General features: G+C 67.6%; 21 protein-coding genes. 19 read left to right on the top strand and 2 right to left on the bottom strand.

Annotation, left to right across the window (positions count from 1 at the left end; genetic code table 11):
• The first annotated feature begins 204 nt into the window (after positions 1 to 204).
• Entirely contained in the window at positions 205 to 810 is a 606-nt protein-coding gene (locus HD599_RS03395) for a hypothetical protein (RefSeq protein ID WP_184233641.1), read from the top strand.
• 9 nt (positions 811 to 819) lie between these two features.
• Here HD599_RS03395 and HD599_RS03400 read toward each other — a convergent pair whose 3' ends face one another.
• Positions 820 to 2,019, bottom strand: coding sequence for a DNA recombination protein RmuC (locus tag HD599_RS03400; RefSeq protein WP_184233643.1), 1,200 nt, complete (start codon positions 2,017 to 2,019; stop codon positions 820 to 822).
• Between the two features lie 97 nt (positions 2,020 to 2,116).
• Between HD599_RS03400 and HD599_RS03405 the strand changes: the two genes are divergently transcribed.
• Positions 2,117 to 3,604 (top strand): CoA-acylating methylmalonate-semialdehyde dehydrogenase, encoded by a 1,488-nt coding sequence (locus HD599_RS03405; protein WP_184233645.1) that lies wholly within the window; start codon positions 2,117 to 2,119, stop codon positions 3,602 to 3,604.
• A 135-nt stretch (positions 3,605 to 3,739) separates the two neighbouring features.
• Here HD599_RS03405 and HD599_RS03410 read toward each other — a convergent pair whose 3' ends face one another.
• Positions 3,740 to 4,156 carry a DUF1844 domain-containing protein gene (locus HD599_RS03410; RefSeq protein ID WP_221420429.1) on the bottom strand — a complete coding sequence of 139 codons (417 nt, stop codon included), beginning with the start codon at positions 4,154 to 4,156 and terminating at the stop codon, positions 3,740 to 3,742.
• 271 nt (positions 4,157 to 4,427) lie between these two features.
• Here HD599_RS03410 and infC point away from each other — a divergent pair, with 271 nt between their 5' ends.
• From infC to HD599_RS03495, 17 genes are all read left to right on the top strand, one after another.
• Positions 4,428 to 5,129, top strand: a complete 702-nt coding sequence (gene infC / locus HD599_RS03415) for a translation initiation factor IF-3 (protein ID WP_184240260.1) — start codon at positions 4,428 to 4,430, stop codon at positions 5,127 to 5,129.
• Entirely contained in the window at positions 5,122 to 5,316 is a 195-nt protein-coding gene (gene rpmI / locus HD599_RS03420; RefSeq protein ID WP_184233647.1) for a 50S ribosomal protein L35, read from the top strand. The genes infC and rpmI overlap by 8 nt, the downstream gene beginning before the upstream one ends.
• 38 nt (positions 5,317 to 5,354) lie before the next feature.
• Positions 5,355 to 5,741 carry a 50S ribosomal protein L20 gene (gene rplT / locus HD599_RS03425; RefSeq protein ID WP_184233650.1) on the top strand — a complete coding sequence of 129 codons (387 nt, stop codon included), beginning with the start codon at positions 5,355 to 5,357 and terminating at the stop codon, positions 5,739 to 5,741.
• A gap of 93 nt (positions 5,742 to 5,834) precedes the next feature.
• Positions 5,835 to 6,638, top strand: coding sequence for a TrmH family RNA methyltransferase (locus tag HD599_RS03430; RefSeq protein ID WP_184233652.1), 804 nt, complete (start codon positions 5,835 to 5,837; stop codon positions 6,636 to 6,638).
• An 86-nt stretch (positions 6,639 to 6,724) separates the two neighbouring features.
• Entirely contained in the window at positions 6,725 to 7,462 is a 738-nt protein-coding gene (locus HD599_RS03435) for an amino acid ABC transporter ATP-binding protein (RefSeq protein ID WP_184233654.1), read from the top strand.
• Between the two features lie 65 nt (positions 7,463 to 7,527).
• The gene (locus HD599_RS03440; protein ID WP_246376081.1) at positions 7,528 to 8,385 is read left to right on the top strand and encodes a glutamate ABC transporter substrate-binding protein; all 858 of its coding nucleotides are present in this window, start codon (positions 7,528 to 7,530) and stop codon (positions 8,383 to 8,385) included.
• A 105-nt stretch (positions 8,386 to 8,490) separates the two neighbouring features.
• Positions 8,491 to 9,138 (top strand): amino acid ABC transporter permease, encoded by a 648-nt coding sequence (locus HD599_RS03445; RefSeq protein ID WP_184233658.1) that lies wholly within the window; start codon positions 8,491 to 8,493, stop codon positions 9,136 to 9,138.
• Complete coding sequence (locus HD599_RS03450; RefSeq protein WP_184233660.1) at positions 9,135 to 10,046, top strand: amino acid ABC transporter permease; 912 nt, start codon at positions 9,135 to 9,137, stop codon at positions 10,044 to 10,046. Before HD599_RS03445 ends, HD599_RS03450 begins: the two co-directional genes overlap by 4 nt.
• Positions 10,047 to 10,070: 24 nt before the next feature.
• The gene (pheS, locus tag HD599_RS03455; protein ID WP_184233662.1) at positions 10,071 to 11,111 is read left to right on the top strand and encodes a phenylalanine--tRNA ligase subunit alpha; all 1,041 of its coding nucleotides are present in this window, start codon (positions 10,071 to 10,073) and stop codon (positions 11,109 to 11,111) included.
• Positions 11,111 to 13,603, top strand: a complete 2,493-nt coding sequence (gene pheT, locus HD599_RS03460) for a phenylalanine--tRNA ligase subunit beta (protein WP_184233664.1) — start codon at positions 11,111 to 11,113, stop codon at positions 13,601 to 13,603. Before pheS ends, pheT begins: the two co-directional genes overlap by 1 nt.
• A gap of 143 nt (positions 13,604 to 13,746) precedes the next feature.
• Entirely contained in the window at positions 13,747 to 14,676 is a 930-nt protein-coding gene (locus tag HD599_RS03465) for a hypothetical protein (RefSeq protein ID WP_184233666.1), read from the top strand.
• Positions 14,677 to 15,206: 530 nt separating this feature from the next.
• Positions 15,207 to 16,253 carry an N-acetyl-gamma-glutamyl-phosphate reductase gene (gene argC, locus HD599_RS03470; RefSeq protein WP_184233668.1) on the top strand — a complete coding sequence of 349 codons (1,047 nt, stop codon included), beginning with the start codon at positions 15,207 to 15,209 and terminating at the stop codon, positions 16,251 to 16,253.
• The gene (argJ, locus tag HD599_RS03475) at positions 16,250 to 17,407 is read left to right on the top strand and encodes a bifunctional glutamate N-acetyltransferase/amino-acid acetyltransferase ArgJ (RefSeq protein WP_184233670.1); all 1,158 of its coding nucleotides are present in this window, start codon (positions 16,250 to 16,252) and stop codon (positions 17,405 to 17,407) included. Before argC ends, argJ begins: the two co-directional genes overlap by 4 nt.
• On the top strand, positions 17,407 to 18,309 hold the full coding sequence (gene argB, locus HD599_RS03480) for an acetylglutamate kinase (RefSeq protein WP_184233672.1): 903 nt from the start codon (positions 17,407 to 17,409) through the stop codon (positions 18,307 to 18,309). The genes argJ and argB overlap by 1 nt, the downstream gene beginning before the upstream one ends.
• Positions 18,306 to 19,490 (top strand): acetylornithine transaminase, encoded by a 1,185-nt coding sequence (locus HD599_RS03485; protein WP_184233674.1) that lies wholly within the window; start codon positions 18,306 to 18,308, stop codon positions 19,488 to 19,490. Before argB ends, HD599_RS03485 begins: the two co-directional genes overlap by 4 nt.
• Positions 19,487 to 20,410, top strand: coding sequence for an ornithine carbamoyltransferase (gene argF, locus HD599_RS03490; protein ID WP_184233676.1), 924 nt, complete (start codon positions 19,487 to 19,489; stop codon positions 20,408 to 20,410). Before HD599_RS03485 ends, argF begins: the two co-directional genes overlap by 4 nt.
• On the top strand, positions 20,407 to 21,513 hold the full coding sequence (locus HD599_RS03495) for a DUF418 domain-containing protein (RefSeq protein WP_184233678.1): 1,107 nt from the start codon (positions 20,407 to 20,409) through the stop codon (positions 21,511 to 21,513). Before argF ends, HD599_RS03495 begins: the two co-directional genes overlap by 4 nt.
• The last annotated feature ends 32 nt before the right edge of the window (positions 21,514 to 21,545 follow it).

Here is a 21,545-nt window from a genome sequence, read left to right on the forward strand (position 1 = left end):
TGGCGGGGCTTTTCGTGTGCGCACCGGCGCACGTCCGACAGGACCGATCGCCCGTCTCGCCCGTCCGACAGGACGGATCGCGCGGCGCCGGCCGCGGCATCCTGTCGACCAGCTCTGCCTGACCAGACGAGTGGATGCCGCGGCCGGCCCACCCGGACCGGCACGGGCCCGGCATGCCCGCCGGCCGCGCGGCAGAATGGAGGCATGGGGTTGTTCGGACGCAAGAAGCGCGTGTATCTGGGCGAGTACGTCGAACCCGCGCCGGTCGAACCGCCGCCGGTCGAGCGCGTCGTGCACGAGGGCGCCCTCATCGGCGAGTCTGTCGTGCGTCTCGTCCTGCGCAACCGTGTGATCGTCGACGCGCTGCGCGAGCACAAAGACCTCGACCGTCCCGGTCTCGCGCAGCTCGCCGCGGTCGAACTCGAGCGTCTCGCCCAGCACGAGCGCGAATCGGCCGAGCGGGTGCAGGGCCGCCGCGAACGCCAGGAGGCGGCCGACGCGACCCGCAAGCGCAGCGCCCTCGACCCCGACGACATCGAGGAGAGCCACCGGCGCGAACGGCTGCATCGGGAGATGGCCGACGCTTTCGTGACGCGGGCCACCGACGGCGCGCTGCTCGACAGCCTGGTCGAACGGTCGTTGGAGGAGGCGTGGTCCGAGATCGGTCCCGTGTTCCTCGAGCGCGCGGGGGAGCAGTCGCTCGTCGTCGACCGGGATTCCCGCTACGAGCAGGAACGCGTCGACCGGGTCGGTACGCTGCTCGCCCTCGACCTGACGAAGCTCGCGATCGAGCGCGGCGTCGAGCTGTAGAACCGAGCCCTAGGACGCGCTCGGCAGGTCGAACTCGAGCGCGGTCAGCGGCCTGGCCGACGACTCGGTCGTCGCGGCGGTGCCGATCACCTTCGACTCGTCGAGAACGTTGAGCTTGCGCGCGGTCACGAGCACCCGGCTCTCGAGCGAGTTCGCGAACGCGTTGTAGTTCGTCACCGTCGAGTCGATCGAGCGGCGCAGCTTGTCGGCGTGCTCCGACAGGAGCGACAGCCGCTGGTACAGCTCCTTGCCGAGGTCGAACAGGTTCTTCGCGTTCTCGGTGAGCACGTCCTGCTGCCAGGTGAACGCGACCGTCTTGAGCACCGACCAGAGCGTGACGGGGGAGGCGAGCGCCACCCGCTTGCCGAACGCGTAGTCCATGATGCTCGGATCGGCCTCCATGGCGGAGGCGACGAGCGACTCGCTCGGGATGAACGCGATCACCAGCTCGGGTGACGCGTCGAGCCCCGCCCAGTACGCCTTGCTCGCGAGCGTGTCGATGTGATTGCGCACCACGCGCACGTGCTGCTTCATCAGCGCCTCGCGGCGCGCGCCTTCTTCGCCGGTCGCGGTGACGGCGATCTGCGACGCCTCGAGGTAGGCGGCGAACGGCACCTTCGCGTCGACCGCGATGTTCTTGCCGCCCGGCAGGTGGATCACCATGTCGGGGCGGCCGGCACCCGCGTCGGAGGAGATCGACGACTGCACGTCGAAGTCGACGCGCTCGATGAGTCCGGCGGCCTGCACGACGTTGCGCAGCTGGGTCTCGCCCCAGACTCCGCGTGTGCCGTTGTTGCGCAGCGCGGAGGCCAGCGACTCCGCGGTGCCGCGCAGGCGCTCCTCCGACTCGGTCGCGTTCTTCAACTGTTCGCTCAACTGCCCGTGCTGCAGGCTGCGCTGCGCCTCGAGCTCGGCGACCGTCTGCTGCATCGTTCGCAGGGTCTCCTGCACGGGCGAGAGCGCCTGCAGTACCCGGCTGTCGTTTTCGTGCCGCTGCTGGTTGACCCGCTGCTGGCCGAGCAACTGCTCGACCTGCTCGCGCAGCGCCACCGCCGTGGCGTCGGCGGCCGCCGCCTCGGCCTTCAGCTCGGCGACGACGTCGAGCGGCTGGCTCGACGCGGGTCGCGAGCGCGCCACGAGCAGCCCGATCACGCCGCCGAGCACGACGCCGATGACCAGACCGAGGAGCAGGGAGATGATGGGGTCCATGGGCCCAGTGTCGCACCGGGTACCGACACGGCCGGGGGCGCGCGCCGCTCTCACACGGATAAATGTCCGGGAAATGTCCACGCACTACAGTGCTGCCATGAACATCGTCGAACACTTCATCAATGGCGCGTCCTTCAGCGGCGAATCGACGCGCACAGCCCCCGTCTACAACCCGGCGGCCGGAGTCGTGCAGCGCGAAGTGCGCCTCGCGAGCGTCGCCGACGTGGACGTCGCGGTGCAGGCGGCCGCGGCGGCCTTCCCCGACTGGGCCGGCGCTTCCTGGGCCAAGCGCCAGGGCGTGCTCTTCACCTTCCGAGAACTGCTGAACGCGCGCAAGGGCGAGCTCGCTGCCATCCTCACGAACGAGCACGGCAAGGTCACCTCCGATGCCCTGGGCGAAGTGGCCCGCGGTCTCGAGGTGGTCGAGTTCGCGACATCCATGCCCCATCTGGCCAAGGGCGAGTACAGCGAGAACGTCTCCACCGGCGTCGACGTGTACTCGATCCGGCAGCCGCTCGGTGTCGTCGGCATCATCAGCCCGTTCAACTTCCCGGCGATGGTGCCGCTCTGGTTCTTCCCGATCGCGATCGCGGCCGGCAACACCGTCGTGCTCAAGCCGAGCGAGAAGGACCCGTCGGCCGCAATCTGGATGGCCGAGCTCATGAGAGAGGCCGGTCTGCCCGACGGCGTGCTCAACGTGGTGCACGGCGACAAGGAGTCGGTCGACGCACTGCTCGAGCACCCCGGCGTCGCCTCGATCAGCTTCGTCGGCTCCACCCCGATCGCGAAGTACGTCTACGAGACCGGCACCCGGCACGGCAAGCGCGTGCAGGCGCTCGGCGGCGCGAAGAACCACATGCTCGTCCTACCCGACGCCGACCTCGACCTCGTGGCCGACTCCGCCGTCAACGCGGGCTTCGGTTCGGCGGGCGAACGCTGCATGGCGATCTCGGTCGTCGTCGCCGTCGAACCCGTGGCCGACGAACTCGTCGAGAAGATCAGAGACCGGATGTCGCAGCTGACGGTCGGCGACGGTACACGCGGCTGCGACATGGGGCCGCTCATCACCCGTGAGCACCGCGACAAGGTGGCGGGCTACATCGACGTGGCGATCGCCGACGGCGCCGACGTCGTGGTCGACGGCCGCGGGGTCGAGGTCGACGGTGAGAGCGACGGCTTCTGGCTCGGCCCGACGCTCATCGACCAGGTCTCGACGACGTCGGACGTCTACACGCACGAGATCTTCGGCCCCGTGCTCAGCGTCGTGCGCGTCGCCACGTACGACGACGGGCTCGCGCTCATCAACGCGTCGCAGTACGGCAACGGCACCGCGATCTTCACCAACGACGGGGGAGCGGCGCGCCGTTTCCAGCGCGAGGCGACCGTCGGCATGATCGGCATCAATGTGCCGATCCCGGTGCCGGTCGGCTACTTCTCGTTCGGCGGCTGGAAGGACTCGCTCTTCGGCGACACCAAGGCCTACGGTCCGGACGCGGTGCACTTCTTCACGCGGCAGAAGGCGATCACCAGCCGCTGGCTCGACCCGAGCCACGGCGGCATCAACCTGGGCTTCCCGCAGAACTGACCCTCGCCCGTACCTGCGCCCGACCGACAGGACCGCGGCCGGTTCACCGGCCGTCTGGTCCTGTCGATCGTGCGACGGGTGCGACGGGTGCGACGCGTCCTGTCGGACGGACGAACCGGGCTCGACGACCCCGCGCTAGTTGACCGGCCCCGTCCACTTCTCGCCGGGGCCCTTGCCCACGGCGTCGGGGATGCTCGACGCCTCGCGGAACGCCAGCTGCACCGTACGCAACCCGTCGCGCAGGGCGAGGGCGTGGTGGTCGCCGAGGTCGGGGGCGCTCGCCGTCACGAGCCCGGCCAGCGCGTTGATCAGCTTGCGTGCCTCGTCGAGATCGATCTGGGACGCGGCATCCGGGTCGTCGGCAAGTCCCAGCTTGACGGCCGTCGCACTGAGCAGGTGGATGGCGACCGTGTTGATGACCTCGATGGCCGGCACCTCTCCGATGTCGCGGATCTCGATGTCCGGATCGAGGTTCGCGCCCGAGTGATCGTGTCCGTCACCGCCGTGGAGAGTGGAGCTGGCGGGGTGATCGTGGGAGTAGGGCTCGCTCATTGGGGACTTCCTTAGTCTTTTCGCGCGGTGTCTGCTATTCTTGTGCAGGCTTCGGGGCTTGCCCCGATACGAAAGTGGAGATTCTCCCACCCGTCAACCGCTTCTCAAGGTTACCGGGTAGTTACACCCCGCCAGCGATGCACCGAACACGTGCGCCGAGGGTAGATAAACAGGGTGTTGGCGTAGCAACTGCAACGCGTGATTCTTCTCTTCGTCCCTGCCCGGCATCCGTCGGCCAGAGTGGCTACCAGATTTACAAGAGGAGCTCCGCATCAGCGATCCCCGTACTAACGACCGAATCCGTGTACCGGAGGTCCGACTCGTCGGACCCGCCGGAGAGCAGATCGGTGTCGTTGCCATTGACGTGGCACTTCGACTTGCCCAGGAGGCCGACCTGGATTTGGTTGAGGTTGCTCCCAACTCCAAGCCCCCCGTCGCAAAGATCATGGACTACGGCAAGTTCAAGTACGAAGAGGCTCAGAAGGCCAAGGAAGCCCGTCGTAACCAGGCGAACACGATCCTCAAAGAGGTCCGTTTCCGCCTGAAGATCGACGTGCACGACTACGAGACCAAGCGCAAGCGTGCCGAGGGCTTCCTCGCCGCGGGCGACAAGGTCAAGGCCATGATCCTGTTCCGTGGCCGCGAGCAGTCGCGTCCCGACCAGGGTGTCCGCCTTCTGAAGCGCTTCGCCGAAGACGTCGCCGAGTTCGGCACCGTCGAGTCCAGCCCCACGATCGACGGCCGCAACATGGTCATGGTCATCGGACCCCTGAAGACCAAGGCGACGGCGAAGGCCGAAGCCGAGGCACGTCGCGTCGCCAGCAAGCCCTCCAAGGGCGGGGCGGATGCCGCGGCAGACGCCGACGAGACCGACGACGTCGACTCCCCAGAAACCACAGACGCAGCGGTGGAAACACCCGCCGCAGCTTCTGCACCTACAGACGCACCAACGAAAGAGGATAAAGATGCCTAAGCAGAAGACGCACTCGGGCGCCAAGAAGCGCTTCAAGCTCACCGGTACCGGCAAGATCAAGAAGCAGGGCGCAGGCATGCGACACAACCTCGAGGTCAAGTCGAGCAAGGTCAAGCGCAGCCTGAACAAGGACCGCCTCGTCGCTCCCGCCGACGCGAAGATGATCAAGAAGCTTCTCGGCAAGTAACGCCGGCGCCCACTAAGAGACTTTGAAGGAATAGAACAATGGCAAGAGTAAAGAGAGCAGTCAACGCTCACAAGAAGCGTCGCGTCATCCTCGAGCGCGCGAAGGGCTACCGCGGACAGCGTTCGCGCCTGTACCGCAAGGCAAAAGAGCAGGTCACCCACTCGCTCGTCTACGCGTACCGCGACCGCCGCGCCCGCAAGGGTGACTTCCGTCGCCTGTGGATCCAGCGCATCAACGCCGCGTCGCGCGCGAACGGCCTGACCTACAACCGCCTCATCCAGGGCCTCAACCTCGCGGGCATCCAGGTCGACCGTCGTATCCTCGCCGACCTCGCGGTCACCGAGCCTGCCACCTTCGCAGCGATCGTCGCCACGGCCAAGGCAGCACTGCCCGCCGACACGAGCGCTCCCAAGGTCTCGGCCTAGTTCGACCACTTTTCACTCCGCCGCGCTGGCACTCCTCGTGAGTGTCAGCGCGGCGGCGGTTAAAGCGCCTGCCGCCCGCCTAAACTTGGCCGCATGATCGACAACCCGCGCTCCCCTCGAGTACGCGGCGTGGCAAAGCTTGCCAAGAGAGACGCCCGGTCCCAGACCGGGTTTTTCCTTTTGGAAGGCCCCCAAGCCGTTACTGAAGCCCTCACCTACCGGTCGGAGCTTCTCGTAGAGCTCTTCGCGACCCCCACAGCACTCGACAAGTACCCCGAGATCGCGAGAATCGCCGACGAGATCGGCCTCGAGGTCGAATTCGTCACGGAGGACGTGCTCGACTCCATGGCCGACACCGTGACGCCGCAGGGCATCATCGCTGTCTGCAAGCAGTTCCCGACCTCGCTCAAGGACATCCTGGCGGGCGAGCCCAAGCTCATCGCCATTCTCGAAGAGGTGCGGGATCCCGGCAACGCCGGCACGATCATCCGCGCCGCCGACGCCGCGGGTGCCGACGCCATCATCCTCACCGGCCGCAGCGTCGACCTGTACAACCCCAAGGTCGTCCGTTCCACCACCGGCTCTATCTTCCACATCCCCGTGGCGATCGCCGCCGACCTCGAGACGGTCATCGAGAAGGTCAAGGGCTACGGCCTGCAGATCCTCGCCGCCGACATCAAGGGCGCCGACCTGCTCGAGGCGCGCACCAGCGGCGTCCTCGACAAGCCGACCGCGTGGCTGTTCGGCAACGAGGCGCGCGGCCTGAGCGACGAACACTTCGCCCTCGCCGACAGCGCGATCACCGTGCCGATCTACGGACAGGCCGAATCGATGAACCTGTCCACGGCGGCATCCGTCTGCCTGTATGAAAGCGCCTTCGCCCACAAACTGGCCTGAATTACGCGACTTGGTTTTGTTTCAGCTGGGTAAAGAAGTAGCTGAGAGTTTGTACCCCGCCCGACCCGTGTGGTTGGGTGGGGTACATGGAACCTCTAGTCGTTGTAGACCACGTCAATAAGCACTACGGCGAACTCCACGTTCTGAAAGACATCACCACCACGATTCACCGCGGCGAAGTGGTCGTCGTCATCGGTCCCAGCGGTTCGGGTAAATCCACGCTGTGCCGGGCGATCAACCGCCTCGAGACCATCGACAGCGGCACCATCAGCATCGACGGAAAGCCGCTCCCGGCCGAGGGCAAGGACCTCGCCCGTCTGCGTGCCGACGTCGGCATGGTGTTCCAGAGTTTCAACCTGTTCTCGCACAAGACGATCCTCGAGAACGTCACCCTCGGCCAGACGAACGTGCGCAAGCGCTCGAAGGCCGACGCCGACAAGAAGGCGATGGAGCTGCTCGACCGCGTCGGTGTCGCCAACCAGGCGAACAAGATGCCGTCCCAGCTCTCCGGCGGCCAGCAGCAGCGTGTGGCCATCGCCCGCGCCCTCGCCATGGACCCCAAGGTCATGCTCTTCGACGAGCCGACCTCGGCACTCGACCCCGAGATGATCAACGAGGTGCTCGACGTGATGGTCGGCCTCGCCAAGGACGGCATGACCATGGTCGTCGTCACCCACGAGATGGGCTTCGCGCGCAAGGCCGCGCAGCGGGTTCTGTTCATGGCCGACGGTGCGATCGTCGAAGAGGCCACCCCCGAGAAGTTCTTCACCGACCCCCAGAGCACGAGAGCCCAAGACTTCCTCTCGAAGGTCCTTACCCACTAACCGGTGGGTGAGCAACACAGCACCACAGCAACCAGGAGGACACCATGAGACTCAAAAAAAGTCTAATGATCTCAGCCATCGCCCTGACCGGTGTGCTCGCGCTCAGCGCCTGCACGAACTCGGCGGCCCCCGAAGCAGAAGTGACCCCCGAGGCGGAGGTCACGTTCGAAGCCGGCACCACCATGGCGGCACTCAACGAGGCCGGCACCATCACTATCGGCACGAAGTTCGACCAGCCGCTCTTCGGCCTGGCCGGCCCCGACGGCGACCCCGTCGGATTCGACGTCGAGATCGGCAAGCTCATCGCCGCCAAGCTCGGCATCGCCGCGGACGACATCGAGTGGACCGAGACGGTCTCCAAGAACCGCGAGCCGTTCATCCAGTCGGGCGAGGTCGACCTCGTCATCGCGACCTACACGATCAACGACACCCGCAAAGAGGTCGTCTCGTTCGCCGGACCGTACTACGAGGCCGGCCAGGACATCCTGGTCCTCGCGGGCAATCCCGACGGGATCGAGAGCATCGACGACCTCGCCGGCCAGACGGTCTGCTCCGTCACCGGCTCGACGTCGGAAAAGAACCTCGTCGACGCCGGCGTGACCGTGCTTCCCGCAGCCGGCTACGGCGACTGCCTCGAGCCGCTGCGCTCGGGCGCCGTGGTCGCGGTCTCGACCGACAACGTGATCCTCGCCGGTCTCGCCGACCAGAACTCGGGTGAGTTCGAAGTCGTCGGCAACCCGTTCACCGAGGAGCCCTACGGCATCGGCCTCGCGCTCGAAGACGACGAGTTCCGCTCGTGGATCAACGACGTGCTGACCGAGTCCTACGAGGACGGAACCTGGGACGCCGCATGGGAGTCGACGGTGGGCAAGGTCCTCGAGACCCCGACGCCCCCGGCCGTGGACAACTACACGCGTCCGTAGTCTCACCGCCGAGATCAGGGCCCGCGCCGCGAGAGCGACGCGGGCCCTGATCTCAGTCACGCAAGTCACCAGCGCCAGTCAACGGGCGAGAAAGGGAGGTGGGCAATGGATGCCATTATCGAAAATCTTCCGACATTCCTGAGCGGTTTCGGCAAGACCCTCGGCCTGCTCGGCCTGTCCGGCAGCCTCGCGCTCGTGCTGGGCGTCGTCGTGGCCGCCATGCGGATCTCGCCGGTCGGTTCCCTGCGCGGCTTCGCCGCCTTCTACACCGAGATCGTGCGCAACACCCCGCTCACCCTCGTCCTCTTCTTCTGCGCCGTGGTCCTCCCGTACCTCGGTGTGCGCCTCGACTACTTCGTGTTCGCGGTCGCCGGCCTCACGGTCTACACCTCGCCGTTCTTCGCCGAGGCCATCCGCTCGGGCGTCAACGGCGTGCCCATCGGCCAGGCCGAAGCGGCACGCAGCCTCGGCTTCGGATTCGGCCAGACCCTGCGCCTCATCGTCCTCCCGCAGGCGATCCGCATGGTGGTCCCGCCGCTCATCAACGTCTTCATCGCTCTCACCAAGAACACCTCCGTCGCCGGCGGCTTCTTCGTGATCGAGCTGTTCGCCTCGGCGAGCGTCGTCATCAACGTCCGGGGTGACGAAGTGATCGCCATCCTGCTCGCGGTCGCGGCCTTCTACCTCGTCGTCACCATCCCGCTCGGCCTGATAGCCGGCCAGGTCGAGAAGAGAGTGGCGATCCTGCGATGAGTAACTCGGTCCTCTACGACGTCCCCGGGCCCAAGGCCCGCCGCCGCTCGTTCATCATCTCCATCATCGGCGGCGTGGTCATCGCGGCCGGTGTCGCCTGGCTCATCGCGGGCCTCGCCGCTCCGCGGGTCTCGGTCAACGGCGCCGTGAGCCCCAGCCTGCTCGACCCCAGCCGCTGGGACATCTTCACCGACGTGCAGCTCTGGCTCGGCGTCGGCGACGGTGTGCTCGCCACGTTGCGCATGGCCGCGGTCGCCGCCGTCCTCGCGCTGACGCTCGGCGTGCTCTTCTGCTTCGGCCGTACCTCCGACACCAAGTGGATCCGCATCCCCACCTCGGTGCTGCTCGAGTTCTTCCGCGGCATCCCGGTTCTGCTCCTGATGCTTTTCACGCTCCTCGTCTTCAGCACCGGCGCGTACTGGGCCGGCGTCATCGGTCTCGGCATCTACAACGGCGCGATCATCGGCGAGGCCCTGCGCGCCGGCGTCAAGTCGCTGCCCAAGGGACAGCGCGAGTCGGGCCTGGCCATCGGCCTGACCCCCGTGCAGACGCGGCTCAAGATCGAATTCCCGCAGGCGTTCCGCCAGATGCTGCCGATCATCATCGCCCAGCTCGTGGTGCTGCTCAAGGACACGTCGCTCGCCTACGTGATCGCCTACCCCGAGCTGCTGCGCCGGGTCATGACGTACCTGTCGAACTACTACGGCAACAACTACCAGTTCTCGCTATTCGTCATCGTTCTCGCGATCTACCTCGCGATGAACTTGTCGCTGTCCTGGCTCGCCCGCGTGGTCGCGCGTCGGACGGCCGGCGGCGCGAAGGGCAAGCGGGGCAGAAAGGACGAGCCCGTGATCGACATGGCGAAGCTCCCCGACGCGGGCATGGGCGGCGGCGTGGGTCCGCTGTAGCGGTTCCGACTAAACTCGGTGCTTGTGTCAGAACCCACCGAGATCACCGAAGAGGCCGTCGCAGCGGCGGTTGACGCCGCCCTCGCCGCGGTCGCCGCAACCACGACGGTGAGCGAGCTCAAGCTCGCCCGCGCCGCCCACACGGGGGAGACCTCGACGCTCGCGCAGCTCAACGCGCTGATGCGCAGCGTGCCCGGCGACCAGAAGGCCGCCGCGGGCAAGCTCGTCGGCGGCGCCCGAGGCACTGTGAACCAGGCCGTCGCCGCGCGCGAGGCCGAGCTGGCCGTCGCCGAGGAGAACGCCAAGCTCGCGGCCGAGGCTGTGGACGTGACGGCGATCCCCGTCCGCTGGAAGGCCGGCGCGCGCCATCCCATCTCTCTTCTGATGGAGAAGATGAGCGACACGTTCATCAGCATGGGCTGGGACGTCGCCGAAGGCCCCGAACTCGAGAACGAGTGGTTCAACTTCGACTCGCTCAACTTCGACGAGGACCACCCGGCCCGCGCCATGCAGGACACCTTCTTCGTCGACCCGGTCGAGAAGCACCTCGTGCTGCGAACCCACACCAGCCCGGTGCAGAGCCGTTCGCTGCTCACCCGCGAGCTGCCCGTCTACGTCGTCGCGCCCGGCCGCGTCTACCGCACCGACGAGCTCGACGCCACGCACACCCCCGTGTTCCACCAGATCGAGGGCATCGCCATCGACAAGGGCCTCACGATGGCGAACCTGCGCGGCACTCTCGAGCACCTCGCCCGCGCCACCTTCGGCGAGGGCGCGCAGATCCGTCTTCGCCCCAACTTCTTCCCGTTCACCGAGCCGAGCGCCGAAATGGACGTCTGGCAGCCGAACGCCAAGGGCGGCGCACGCTGGGTGGAGTGGGGCGGTTGCGGCATGGTCAACCGCAACGTGCTGCGCGCTGCCGGCATCGATCCCGACGAGTACCAGGGCTTCGCCTTCGGTCTGGGCATCGACCGCACGCTGCAGTTCCGCAATGACATGAATGACATGAGAGACATGGTCGAGGGCGATACCCGCTTCAGCCAGCAGTTCGGAATGGTGGTCTGATGCGTATCCCAATCAGCTGGCTCGGCGAGTACGTCGACCTGCCCGAGGACGTCTCGGTCGAGCACCTGCACGCCGCGCTCGTCAAGGTCGGCTTCGAGGAAGAGGGCTTCCACGGCTTCGACCTCACCGGACCCGTCGTGGTCGGCCAGGTGCTCGAGTTCACTCCCGAGCCCCAGACCAACGGCAAGACCATCAACTGGTGCAGTGTGGATGTCGGAGAGCCCGAGCCCCGCGGAATCGTCTGCGGTGCCCACAACTTCGCCGTCGGTGACAAGGTCGTCGTCTCGCTGCCCGGCGCGGTGCTGCCCGGACCGTTCCCGATCGCGGCCCGCAAGACGTACGGGCACGTGTCCGACGGCATGATGGCGTCGGCGCGCGAGCTCGGTCTCGGCGAGGAGCACGACGGCATCCTTCTGCTCAAGAACCTCGGGCTCGACCCCGAGGTCGGCGTCGACGCGCTCGAACTGCTCGGCCTGCACGACTTCGCCGTTGAGATCAACGTCACGCCCGACCGCGGCTACGCGCTGTCGATCCGCGGCGTCGCGCGCGAGTACTCGCACTCGACGGGCGCGGCGTTCCGCGACCCCGTCTCGGTCGCTGCGCCCGTCGAAGCGTCGGGCTTCCCCTTCGCCGCCGCCGACACCGCACCCATCCGCGGCCGCGCCGGCGTCTCGGTCTTCGAGACGCTCGTCGTGCGCGGCATCGACGCGACCCGCCCGACCCCGTCATGGATGGTCGCTCGTCTCGCCCTCGCCGGAATGCGCTCGATCTCGCTCGCCGTCGACATCACCAACTACGTGATGCTCGAACTCGGCCAGCCGATCCACGGCTACGACCTGGCCACGCTCACCGACGGCATCACCGTGCGCCGCGCGACCGCGGGCGAGACGATCGTCACGCTCGACGGCCAGACCCGCACGCTCCACGTCGAAGACCTGCTCATCACCGACGGGTCCGGCCCGATCGGCCTCGCCGGCGTGATGGGCGGCGCGACCACCGAGATCGGCGCGGGCACCACCGACGTGCTCATCGAGGCCGCGAACTTCGACCCCGTGTCGATCGCCCGCAGCGCCCGCCGCCACAAGCTGCCGAGCGAGGCGGCCAAGCGCTTCGAGCGCGGTGTCGACCCGCTCGTCGCGGCTCCGGCCGCCGCGCGCGTCGCCCAGTTGCTCGTCGAGCTCGCCGGCGGAACCGTCGACACGCTCGGCTCCTCGTACAGCACCTACGCGCCCGCCGAGGCGATCGAACTGCCGACCGACTACGCCGCGCGCATCATCGGCGTCGACTACACCCCGCTCGAGATCGAGACGGCGCTCACGACCATCGGCGCGACGATCGCGCCCGCGGCCGGCGCCTACATCGTGACGCCGCCGAGCTGGCGCCCCGACCTCACCGACAAGGCGACCCTCGTCGAGGAGGTCGCCCGCATCGTCGGCTACGACCGCATCCCGTCGGTACTGCCCACCGCGCCTCCCGGCCGCGGCCTGACCCGCCCGCAGCGCCTGCGCCGCGCCGCGTCGCAGGGACTCGCGAGCGGCGGACTCACCGAGGTGCTGTCCTACCCGTTCGTCACCGACGCCGCGAACCAGCTGTTCGGCTCCGCGACCGCCGAAAAGGTCACCGCGATCAAGCTCGCGAACGCGCTCGACTCCGAGTCGGCCTGGATGCGCGTCTCGCTGCTGCCCGGCCTCATCGACGCCGCACGCCGCAACCTGTCGCGTGGTCTCACCGACCTCGCGCTCTACGAGATCGGCCTGGTCTTCCAGCCCGTCGCCGGGGTCTCTTACGGCAGCGGCCCGCTGCCCAGCGGCACCGAGCGCCCCTCCGTCGAGAAGCTCGCCGAGCTCAACGCCGGCATCCCGCCGCAGCCGTGGCACGTCGCCGCGCTCTTCGTCGGCGACGCCAGCCCCAAGCAGCCGGGCGCCGTCGCTGTCGCCTCCGGTCTCGCCGACGCCCTCGGCGCCGCGCACCAGCTCGCGCTCTCGGTCGGTACCGCGCTGACCGTTCGCCAGGGCAGCCACCAGGCCATGCACCCCGGACGCACCGCGTCGCTCTGGGTGGGGGAGACCCTCGTCGGCTACGCCGGCGAACTGCTCCCGGCGATCGCGGACGACCGCGACCTGCCCCGCGTGGTCGCGCTGCTCGAGGTCGACCTCGACGCGCTCATCGCGACCGCCTCCGAGGACGTCACGCCGTCGACGATCGTGTCGTTCCCGGCCGCGACGCAGGACCTGTCGCTCGTCGTCTCCGCCGACACCGCGGCCGGCGACGTGCTCGCCGTCGTGATCGAGGGTGCCGGTGCGCTCCTCGAGAACGCGCGGCTCGTCGACGACTACCGCGGCACCGGCATCGACCACGGCAGCAAGTCGCTGACCTTCGCGCTGCGCTTCCGCGCTCCCGACCGCACGCTGACCGCGGCCGAGGCCACCGAGGCGAAGACCGCCGCGGTGACGCTCGCGGCCGAGCGGTTCGGGGCGACGCTGCGCGAGTAGCTCCTTAAAGCAGCCAGAAGGAGCGCCGGAGATCCTCCTCCCCGTATGTCAACGGTGAAGAATGTCGGGTTCAATCGGTGGCGGTCGCTACCTCACTGTCAGTATTTGATATATGCTCATTGGCAAAAGGGTGGAGGACGAATGTGGACAGGTCGTCGAGCGAGAAACGTTTGGGGAAGCCCGGACTGACGATTGGCTGGCCAGCACTATCGCTGGGACTCGGGATACTGGCTACGGGCTCGCTTGGAACTTTGGCTGTCGTCGCGACGATTAGCGAGGTAGATGCGTTGTCAACCGTCGCTTTGGCGCTGGCAATCCTGGCCTTCGCGGCGCAGATTGTGGTGTCTCTATCGCAGGCGCAGGGACAAGCGCACCAGCAAACGGAAATTGGGAGGGTTAATGCGGAGACTCGCGGGCTATTGGCGCAGATAACTGCCCAGTCTGACTCGCTCCTTGCCAATCAACGTGAGCAGTTCACCAAGGTTCTTGATGCAGCCCTTGGCAGCGACCTCATTCGAAACGCAGTGACGGAAGTTGCCACTGCCGATGGCGACGACGCCGAAAATCCAATGACACCCGGAGAGAATGATTCCGCGCCGAGTATTGATGTAGATGCACTGTCGGAGAATCTCCAAAAGACATTGAAAACGGCCTTCGAAAACGTTTCGGCCTCGAGGACGGCTCAGCGCTCGGCAGGATCGCCCCCGCGCATTCCTGATTCCGACAGGTTTTCTGACCTACTGGATTCGGTGAAATCACTTCCGGACGCTGACCACGACGGCAAGCGTGCTTTCGAAGTATTCAAGTCTTTGTCGCCTCTTGAATTATCCACACTGAGCAGTCGGGCATACTCCGATCTGGATAAAGCACGACGCGGGCGTCAGCCCGAAGGCGTACTGAGAAATGTAACCAACCTCACCCCTGCGACTCAAAGGCTTGTGGACTTGGGTCTAATCGAATTCACCGAGAGGACGAGACCAGCGGAAACCTGGACTCGACGCATAACGCCGCTTGGCTGGAAGGTAGTCAGATTCCTGTTGGGACGAGGAGACATGTCTGCTTTCACCGGGTAGTGCTTCGAGTTAGCATGCTCCGTTCGATGAGGTGTGTCGGCGTCGCGACTCAGTCGACCCATGAATTGAGCGTCGTGTCCAGCTAGCTATAGTCAGCCGCGGTATGTAGTCGCCAGAGCTCTTGTATCCCTAGGTTGCCAATGAAAGCCGGGCAGCAGGCGAGGCAATTCTTGCTTGCGCGCCTTGTTGGGATTACTTGATTCGTCAAATTCAGCGCTGAAATGCCGCGATATGGCTCGCCCATGACCGTATCGAAACCCTGTCGCGTCGCGCCACGGTTTCGATTCGGGCCGTAGACGGCCCTACTCAACCACCGATTCGGCCAACAGGTGCCGCGTACAGTACGCTCGCTCCGTGGCCATTTCTCGCATCGCACTCCCGACCAGCTCCGTGCTGTCTTTCGGGCTGCGACGTCGTGCCACCTCCGAGCGACTCTAGGCGTCGAGCACCCGACAGGGTCGACCCATCCGTGGTCCCCGTCCACCTCGCCGCCGCCTCATTCCCATCACCCCACTGAATAAGGTTGAGTCATGTCACTTTCCGTTGCCGTCGCCGGCGCTAGCGGCTACGCCGGAGGCGAGCTCCTCCGGTTGCTCGCCGCGCACCCGGAGTTCACCGTCACCACCGTCACCGCGTTCAACAACGCCGGGGAGAAGCTCATCTCCCTCCAGCCCCACCTGCGCTCTCTCGCGCACCTCACGCTCGTCGCGACCACCCCCGAGAACCTCGCCGGGCACGACGTCGTCTTCCTCGCCCTGCCGCACGGCAAGTCGGGAGAGATCACGGCGGCCCTGCCCGAGGGAACCCTCGTCATCGACTGCGGGGCCGACCACCGCCTCACGAGCGAGAGCGACTGGGCCGACTTCTACGGCGGCGAGTACTTCGGTGCCTGGACCTACGGCCTGCCCGAGCTGATCCACGCCGACGGCACCAAGCACCGCGACGAGATCGTCGGCGCCAGCCACATCGCCGTCCCCGGCTGCAATGTCACCGCCATCTCGCTCGGCCTCGCGCCGGGCATCCAAGCCGGTGTCCTCGAGGCCGACGACATCGTCGCGATCCTCGCGGTCGGCCCGTCCGGTGCCGGCAAGGCTCTCAAGACGAACCTGCTCGCGAGCGAGATCCTCGGATCCGCTTCCGCGTACGGCGTCGGCGGCACCCACCGTCATACCCCCGAGATCCGGCAGAACCTGGCGCTGGCCGGCGGCACCGCGGTGAGCGTGTCGTTCACTCCGATGCTCGTGCCGATGAGCCGGGGAATCCTCGCGACGTCCACCGCCAAACTCGCCCCCGGCGTCACCGCCGCGCAGGTGCGGTCCGCGTTCGAGACCGCCTACGCCGACGAGCCCTTCGTGCACCTGCTGCCCGAGGGCGAGTTCCCGCGCACCGCGGACACCGTCGGCGCCAACACCGCGCTCGTCGGCCTCGCCGTCGACGAGTCGACCGGCCGCGTCGTCACGGTCACCGCGATCGACAATCTCGTCAAGGGAACCGCCGGCGCCGCCATCCAATCAGCCAATATCGCCCTCGGTTTCGCAGAAACCACGGGTCTCAGCACCAATGGAGTAGCACCGTGAGCGTCACACACCCGGCAGGATTCGTCGCAACAGGAGTCGTCGCCGGTCTCAAATCGACGGGCAAGCAGGATGTCGCCCTGGTGCAGAACCTCGGACCGGAACAGGCCGCGGCCGTCGTCTTCACCAGCAACCGCGCCAAGGCCAACCCCATCATCTGGTCGCAGCAGGTGATCACCGACGGCATCGTCTCGGCGATCGTGCTCAACTCGGGCGGGGCCAACTGCTACACCGGGTCGTTCGGTTTCCAGACCTCGCACGCGACGGCCGAGGCCGTGGCCGAGGGACTCGGCATCTCGTCCGGCGACGTGCTCGTCTGTTCCACCGGCCTCATCGGGGTCGGCGGGCAGGACTTCCGCGACAAGGTGCTCGGGGGAGTCGCCACCGCGGTGCCCGCGCTGAGCGCCGACGGCGGACACGACGCGGCCCTCGCGATCATGACCACGGACTCGAAGCCGAAGGAATCCGTCGTGCAGGGCGCCGGCTGGTCCATCGGCGGCATGGCGAAGGGCGCGGGCATGCTCGCACCGGGTCTCGCCACGATGCTCGTCGTGCTCACCACCGACGCGCTCGTCACGAGTGCCGACCTCGATTCCGCGCTCCGTGCCGCCACGCGCGTCACGTTCGACCGGCTCGACTCCGACGGCTGCATGTCGACCAACGACCAGGTGTCGCTGCTCGCGAGCGGCGCCTCCGGCGTCACCCCGAGCCTCGAGGCGCTCACCGCCGCCGTCACCGCGATCTGCGCCGACCTCGCCGCCCAGCTGCAGGCCGACGCCGAGGGCGCGAGCCACAACATCTCGATCGAGACGATCAACGCGGCCAGCGAGGACGACGCGGTCGAGGTCGGCCGTTCCGTCGCCCGCAACAACCTGTTCAAGGCCGCCGTCTTCGGCAACGACCCGAACTGGGGCCGCGTGCTCGCCGCGATCGGAACGACGACCGCCGAATTCGACCCCTACGACGTTGACGTCACGATGAACGGCGTACGGGTCTGCCGCTCGGGGGAGCCCGACCAGCCGTCCGACGCCGTCGACCTCACCCCGCGCGCCACGCACGTGCTCATCGACCTCAAGGTCGGCACGGCAACCGCGACGATCCTCACCAACGACCTCACGCACGACTACGTGCATGAGAACAGCGCGTACTCCAGCTGATGGGCGTCTTCAGGGAAGCCCAGGGCCTCGAGGTCGGCATCAAGACCGCCGTGCTGATCGAGTCGCTGCCGTGGCTCAAGCAGTTCCACAAGAAGATCATCGTCGTGAAGTTCGGCGGCAACGCCATGGTCGACGACGAGCTGCAGCGCGCGTTCGCCGAAGACATGGCGTACCTGCACTTCGCCGGCATCCACCCCGTCGTCGTGCACGGCGGCGGGCCGCAGATCTCCAAGCGCCTCGCCGAACTCGGCATCGACAGCGAGTTCCGCGGCGGCTACCGGGTCACGACCCCCGAGTCGATCGAGGTGGTGCGCGACGTGCTCTCCGGCACGATCAGCCGCGACCTCGCCGAACTCGTCAACGAGCACCAGCCCGGTCTGGCCGTCGCCATCTCCGGCGAAGACCGCGGACTCTTCGGCGGACGCCGCCGGGGTGCCGTCGTCGACGGACAGCCGGTCGACCTCGGCCTGGTCGGCGACGTCGTCGAGGTGGATGCCGCGGCGATCCTGGAAGCGGTCGAAGCCGGCCGCATCCCGGTGGTGGCGTCTATCGCCCCCGATCTCGACGCGCCGGGCCAGTCCCTCAACATCAACGCCGACTCGGCCGCCGCAGCGCTCGCGATCGAGCTCGGCGCGGCCAAACTGGTGATCCTCACCGACGTCGCCGGTCTCTACCGCGACTGGCCCAACCGCGATTCGCTCATCTCGATCATCGACACGGAGGAGCTCACCGAGCTGCTGCCCGCGCTCGAGTCGGGCATGATCCCCAAGATGACCGCGTGCCTCGAGGCCGTCGAGGGTGGTGTGGCCAAGGCCGCGATCATCGACGGCCGCGAGCCGCACTCGATCCTGCTCGAGGTCTTCACCCACAGCGGTGTCGGCACGGAGGTGGTACCCGTATGAACGACAGCACCGCGGCCTACAAGTCGCGCTTCACCTCCACCATGATGGGCAACTGGTCAGCACCGCTCACCACACTCGTGCGCGGCGAGGGCTGCCAGGTCTGGGACGCCGACGGCAAGCGCTACCTCGACTTCCTCGGCGGCATCGCCGTGAACGCGCTCGGCCACGCCCACCCGGTGCTGGTCGAGGCGGTCAGCCGCCAGGTCGCGACCATCGCCCACGTCTCCAACTACTTCGCCACCCCACCGCAGGTCGAGCTGGCCGAGCGACTGCTGCGTCTGACCGGCGCGGGCGACAGCGGACGCGTCTACTTCGCGAACTCCGGCACCGAGGCGAACGAGGCGGCGGTCAAGCTGGCCCGCCGCAACGGGCAGCACAAGAAGATCATCGCGCTGAACAACTCGTTCCACGGCCGCACGATGGGCGCTCTCGCGCTCACCGGCAAGACCGCGCTGCGCGAACCGTTCGAGCCGCTCGTGCCGAACGTCGTGCACATCGATTCCACGATCGAGGCGCTCGAGGCCGCGATCGGCGACGACGTCTCCGCGATCGTGATCGAGCCGATCAAGGGCGAGGCCGGGGTCATCGACCTGCCGGCCGGGTTCCTGAAGCGCGCCCGCGAACTGACCACGGAGTTCGGTGCGCTGTTGATCCTCGACGAGATCCAGACCGGAGCCGGCCGCACCGGCGTCTGGTTCGCGTACCAGCGCGAGGGCATCGTGCCCGATGCGATCACGCTCGCGAAGGGTATGGGCGGCGGAATCCCCGTCGGGGCTCTCGTGACCTTCGGTGCGGCATCCGGCCTCTTCACTCCCGGCCAGCACGGCACGACCTTCGGCGGCAACCCGCTCGCGACCGCCGCCGCCAACGCGGTGCTCGGCGAGATCGAGGCGTCGGGACTCGTCGAGAACGCGGCACTGCGCGGCGCACAACTGCGCGCGGCGATCACCGCCATCGGCTCTCCGCTCGTCGCCGAACTGCGCGGGGAGGGCCTGCTGATCGGCGTCGGTCTGACTGCGCCGGTCGCCGCGGCCGTCACGGCGCGTGCACTCGAGCTCGGCCTCATCGTCAACGCGCCGAACGAGTCGAGCATCCGACTCGCGCCGCCCCTCATCATCGGCGACTCCGAGATCGCCGAATTCATCACCCTCTTCACCCAGGCCTTGGAGGCTTCCGCATGACCCGCCACTTTCTCCGCGACGACGACCTGACCCAGGCCGAGCAGCTCGAGATCCTCGACCTCGCCGTCGAACTCAAAAAGGACCGCTACGCCTCGAAGCCGCTCGCCGGACCACAGACCGTCGCCGTCATCTTCGACAAGTCGTCGACCCGCACCCGCGTCTCTTTCGCCGTCGGCATCGCCGACCTCGGCGGCAGCCCGCTCATCATCTCCACGGCGAACAGCCAGCTCGGTGGCAAAGAGACGCCGAGCGATACCGCCCGCGTGCTCGAGCGCATGGTCTCGGCGATCGTCTGGCGCACCTACGCGCAGAGTGGCCTCGAGCAGATGGCGCTCGAGACCACCGTTCCCGTGGTCAACGCGCTCAGCGACGACTTCCACCCGTGCCAGCTTCTCGCCGACCTGCTCACCATCCGCGAGCACCGCGGCGAACTCGCCGGCCTCACCGTCACCTTCCTCGGCGACGGCCGCAGCAACATGGCGCAGTCCTACCTGCTGGCGTGTGCCGTGGCGGGCATGAACGTGCGCATCGCGAGCCCCGACGCCTACGTACCCGACCCGCAGGTCGTCGTCGACGCCGAGACGATCGCCGCGGCCAACGGCGGCTCGGTCGCGCTCTTCACCGACCCGGCCGAGTCCGTCACCGGGGTCGATATCGTTGTCACCGACACCTGGGTGTCGATGGGCAAAGAGGACGAGAAGGCCGAACGCGTCGCCACCTTCGGCGCCTACCAGGTCGACTCCGCCCTGATGGCGCTCGCGAAGCCCGACGCGCTCTTCCTGCACTGCCTCCCCGCCGACCGTGGCTACGAGGTGACCGCCGACGTGATCGACGGCGAGCAGAGCGTCATCTGGGACGAGGCGGAGAACCGCCTGCACGCCCAGAAGGCGCTCCTCGTCTGGTTGCTCGAGCGGGCATGAGCCTCTCGCCGACGGACGCGGTGAACCCTGTCGTCGCACGCCTGCGTGCGTACGGCAGGGCGCCGCGGATCGTCGGCATCGACATCGCCCGCGGTCTGGCGGTGCTCGGAATGTACGGCGCCCACGTCGGTCTCACCGAGCCGTTCGACTTTGCCCGGCCTGGCACCTGGCTCGACGTGGTCAACGGCCGGTCGTCGATCCTCTTCGCGTTGCTCGCCGGCGTCTCGATCGCGATCATCTCGGGCGGCACCCGCACCCTCGACGGGGTCGAACTGGTGCAGGCGCGCGTGCGCATTTTCACCCGGGCCGCGATCATCTTCGGGCTCGGCGGGTTCCTCGAGTTCCTCGGCTCGGGCATCGCGATCATCCTGCCGACCTATGCCGCGCTGTTCGTGCTCGCCCTGCCGTTCCTGCGGTGGCGATCGCCGCGGCTCTTCGCGTTGGCCGGGACGGTCGCGCTGATCGCGCCGTTCGTGCAGCTCATCGTCGCCAGCGGGGGAGAGGGCGGAGGCGGAGCCATCATGGAGCTGCTCTTCACCGGCCACTACCCGGGTGTCATCTGGATCGCCTTCGTGCTCGCCGGCGTCGGTATCGGACGGCTCGATCTCGCCGCGATCCGCGTGCAGCTCTGGATGCTCGCCGCCGGCTTCGTGCTCGCGGTCGTGGGGTACGGCGGGGGAGTGGTGGCGCAGGCGGAGGTACCCGCACCGGCCGTGAGCCCGCCGGTCGGGACCGTCGACTTCTCCGTGCTCGCCACGGTCGAAGCGCACAGCGGCAGCCAGTTCGAGGTCGTCGGCTCGGCCGGCTTCGCGATCCTCGTGGTCGCGCTCTGCCTGCTGGCCGCGCGGGTGGCCAAGTGGCCCCTCTTCCCGGTGGCCGCCGTGGGCTCGATGGCGCTCAGCGCGTACACCGTGCACGTGCTCATCGTCGCGGTGATCGGCCGCGACGCGTTCGCGCAGCCCGACAACGGCCTGTACCTCGGCTTCGTCGTCGGGGCACTCGTCGCGTGCAGTATCTGGGCGGTGGCCGTGGGCCGCGGCCCCCTCGAACAGGCGCTCACGCGCGCCTCCCGGTGGGCGGCCGACACGGCCGACCGCCGGTAGTCTTGTCAATGATTTAACCCAAGGAGAAAACA

Source organism: Conyzicola lurida, from assembly GCF_014204935.1.
GTDB lineage: Bacteria > Actinomycetota > Actinomycetes > Actinomycetales > Microbacteriaceae > Conyzicola > Conyzicola lurida.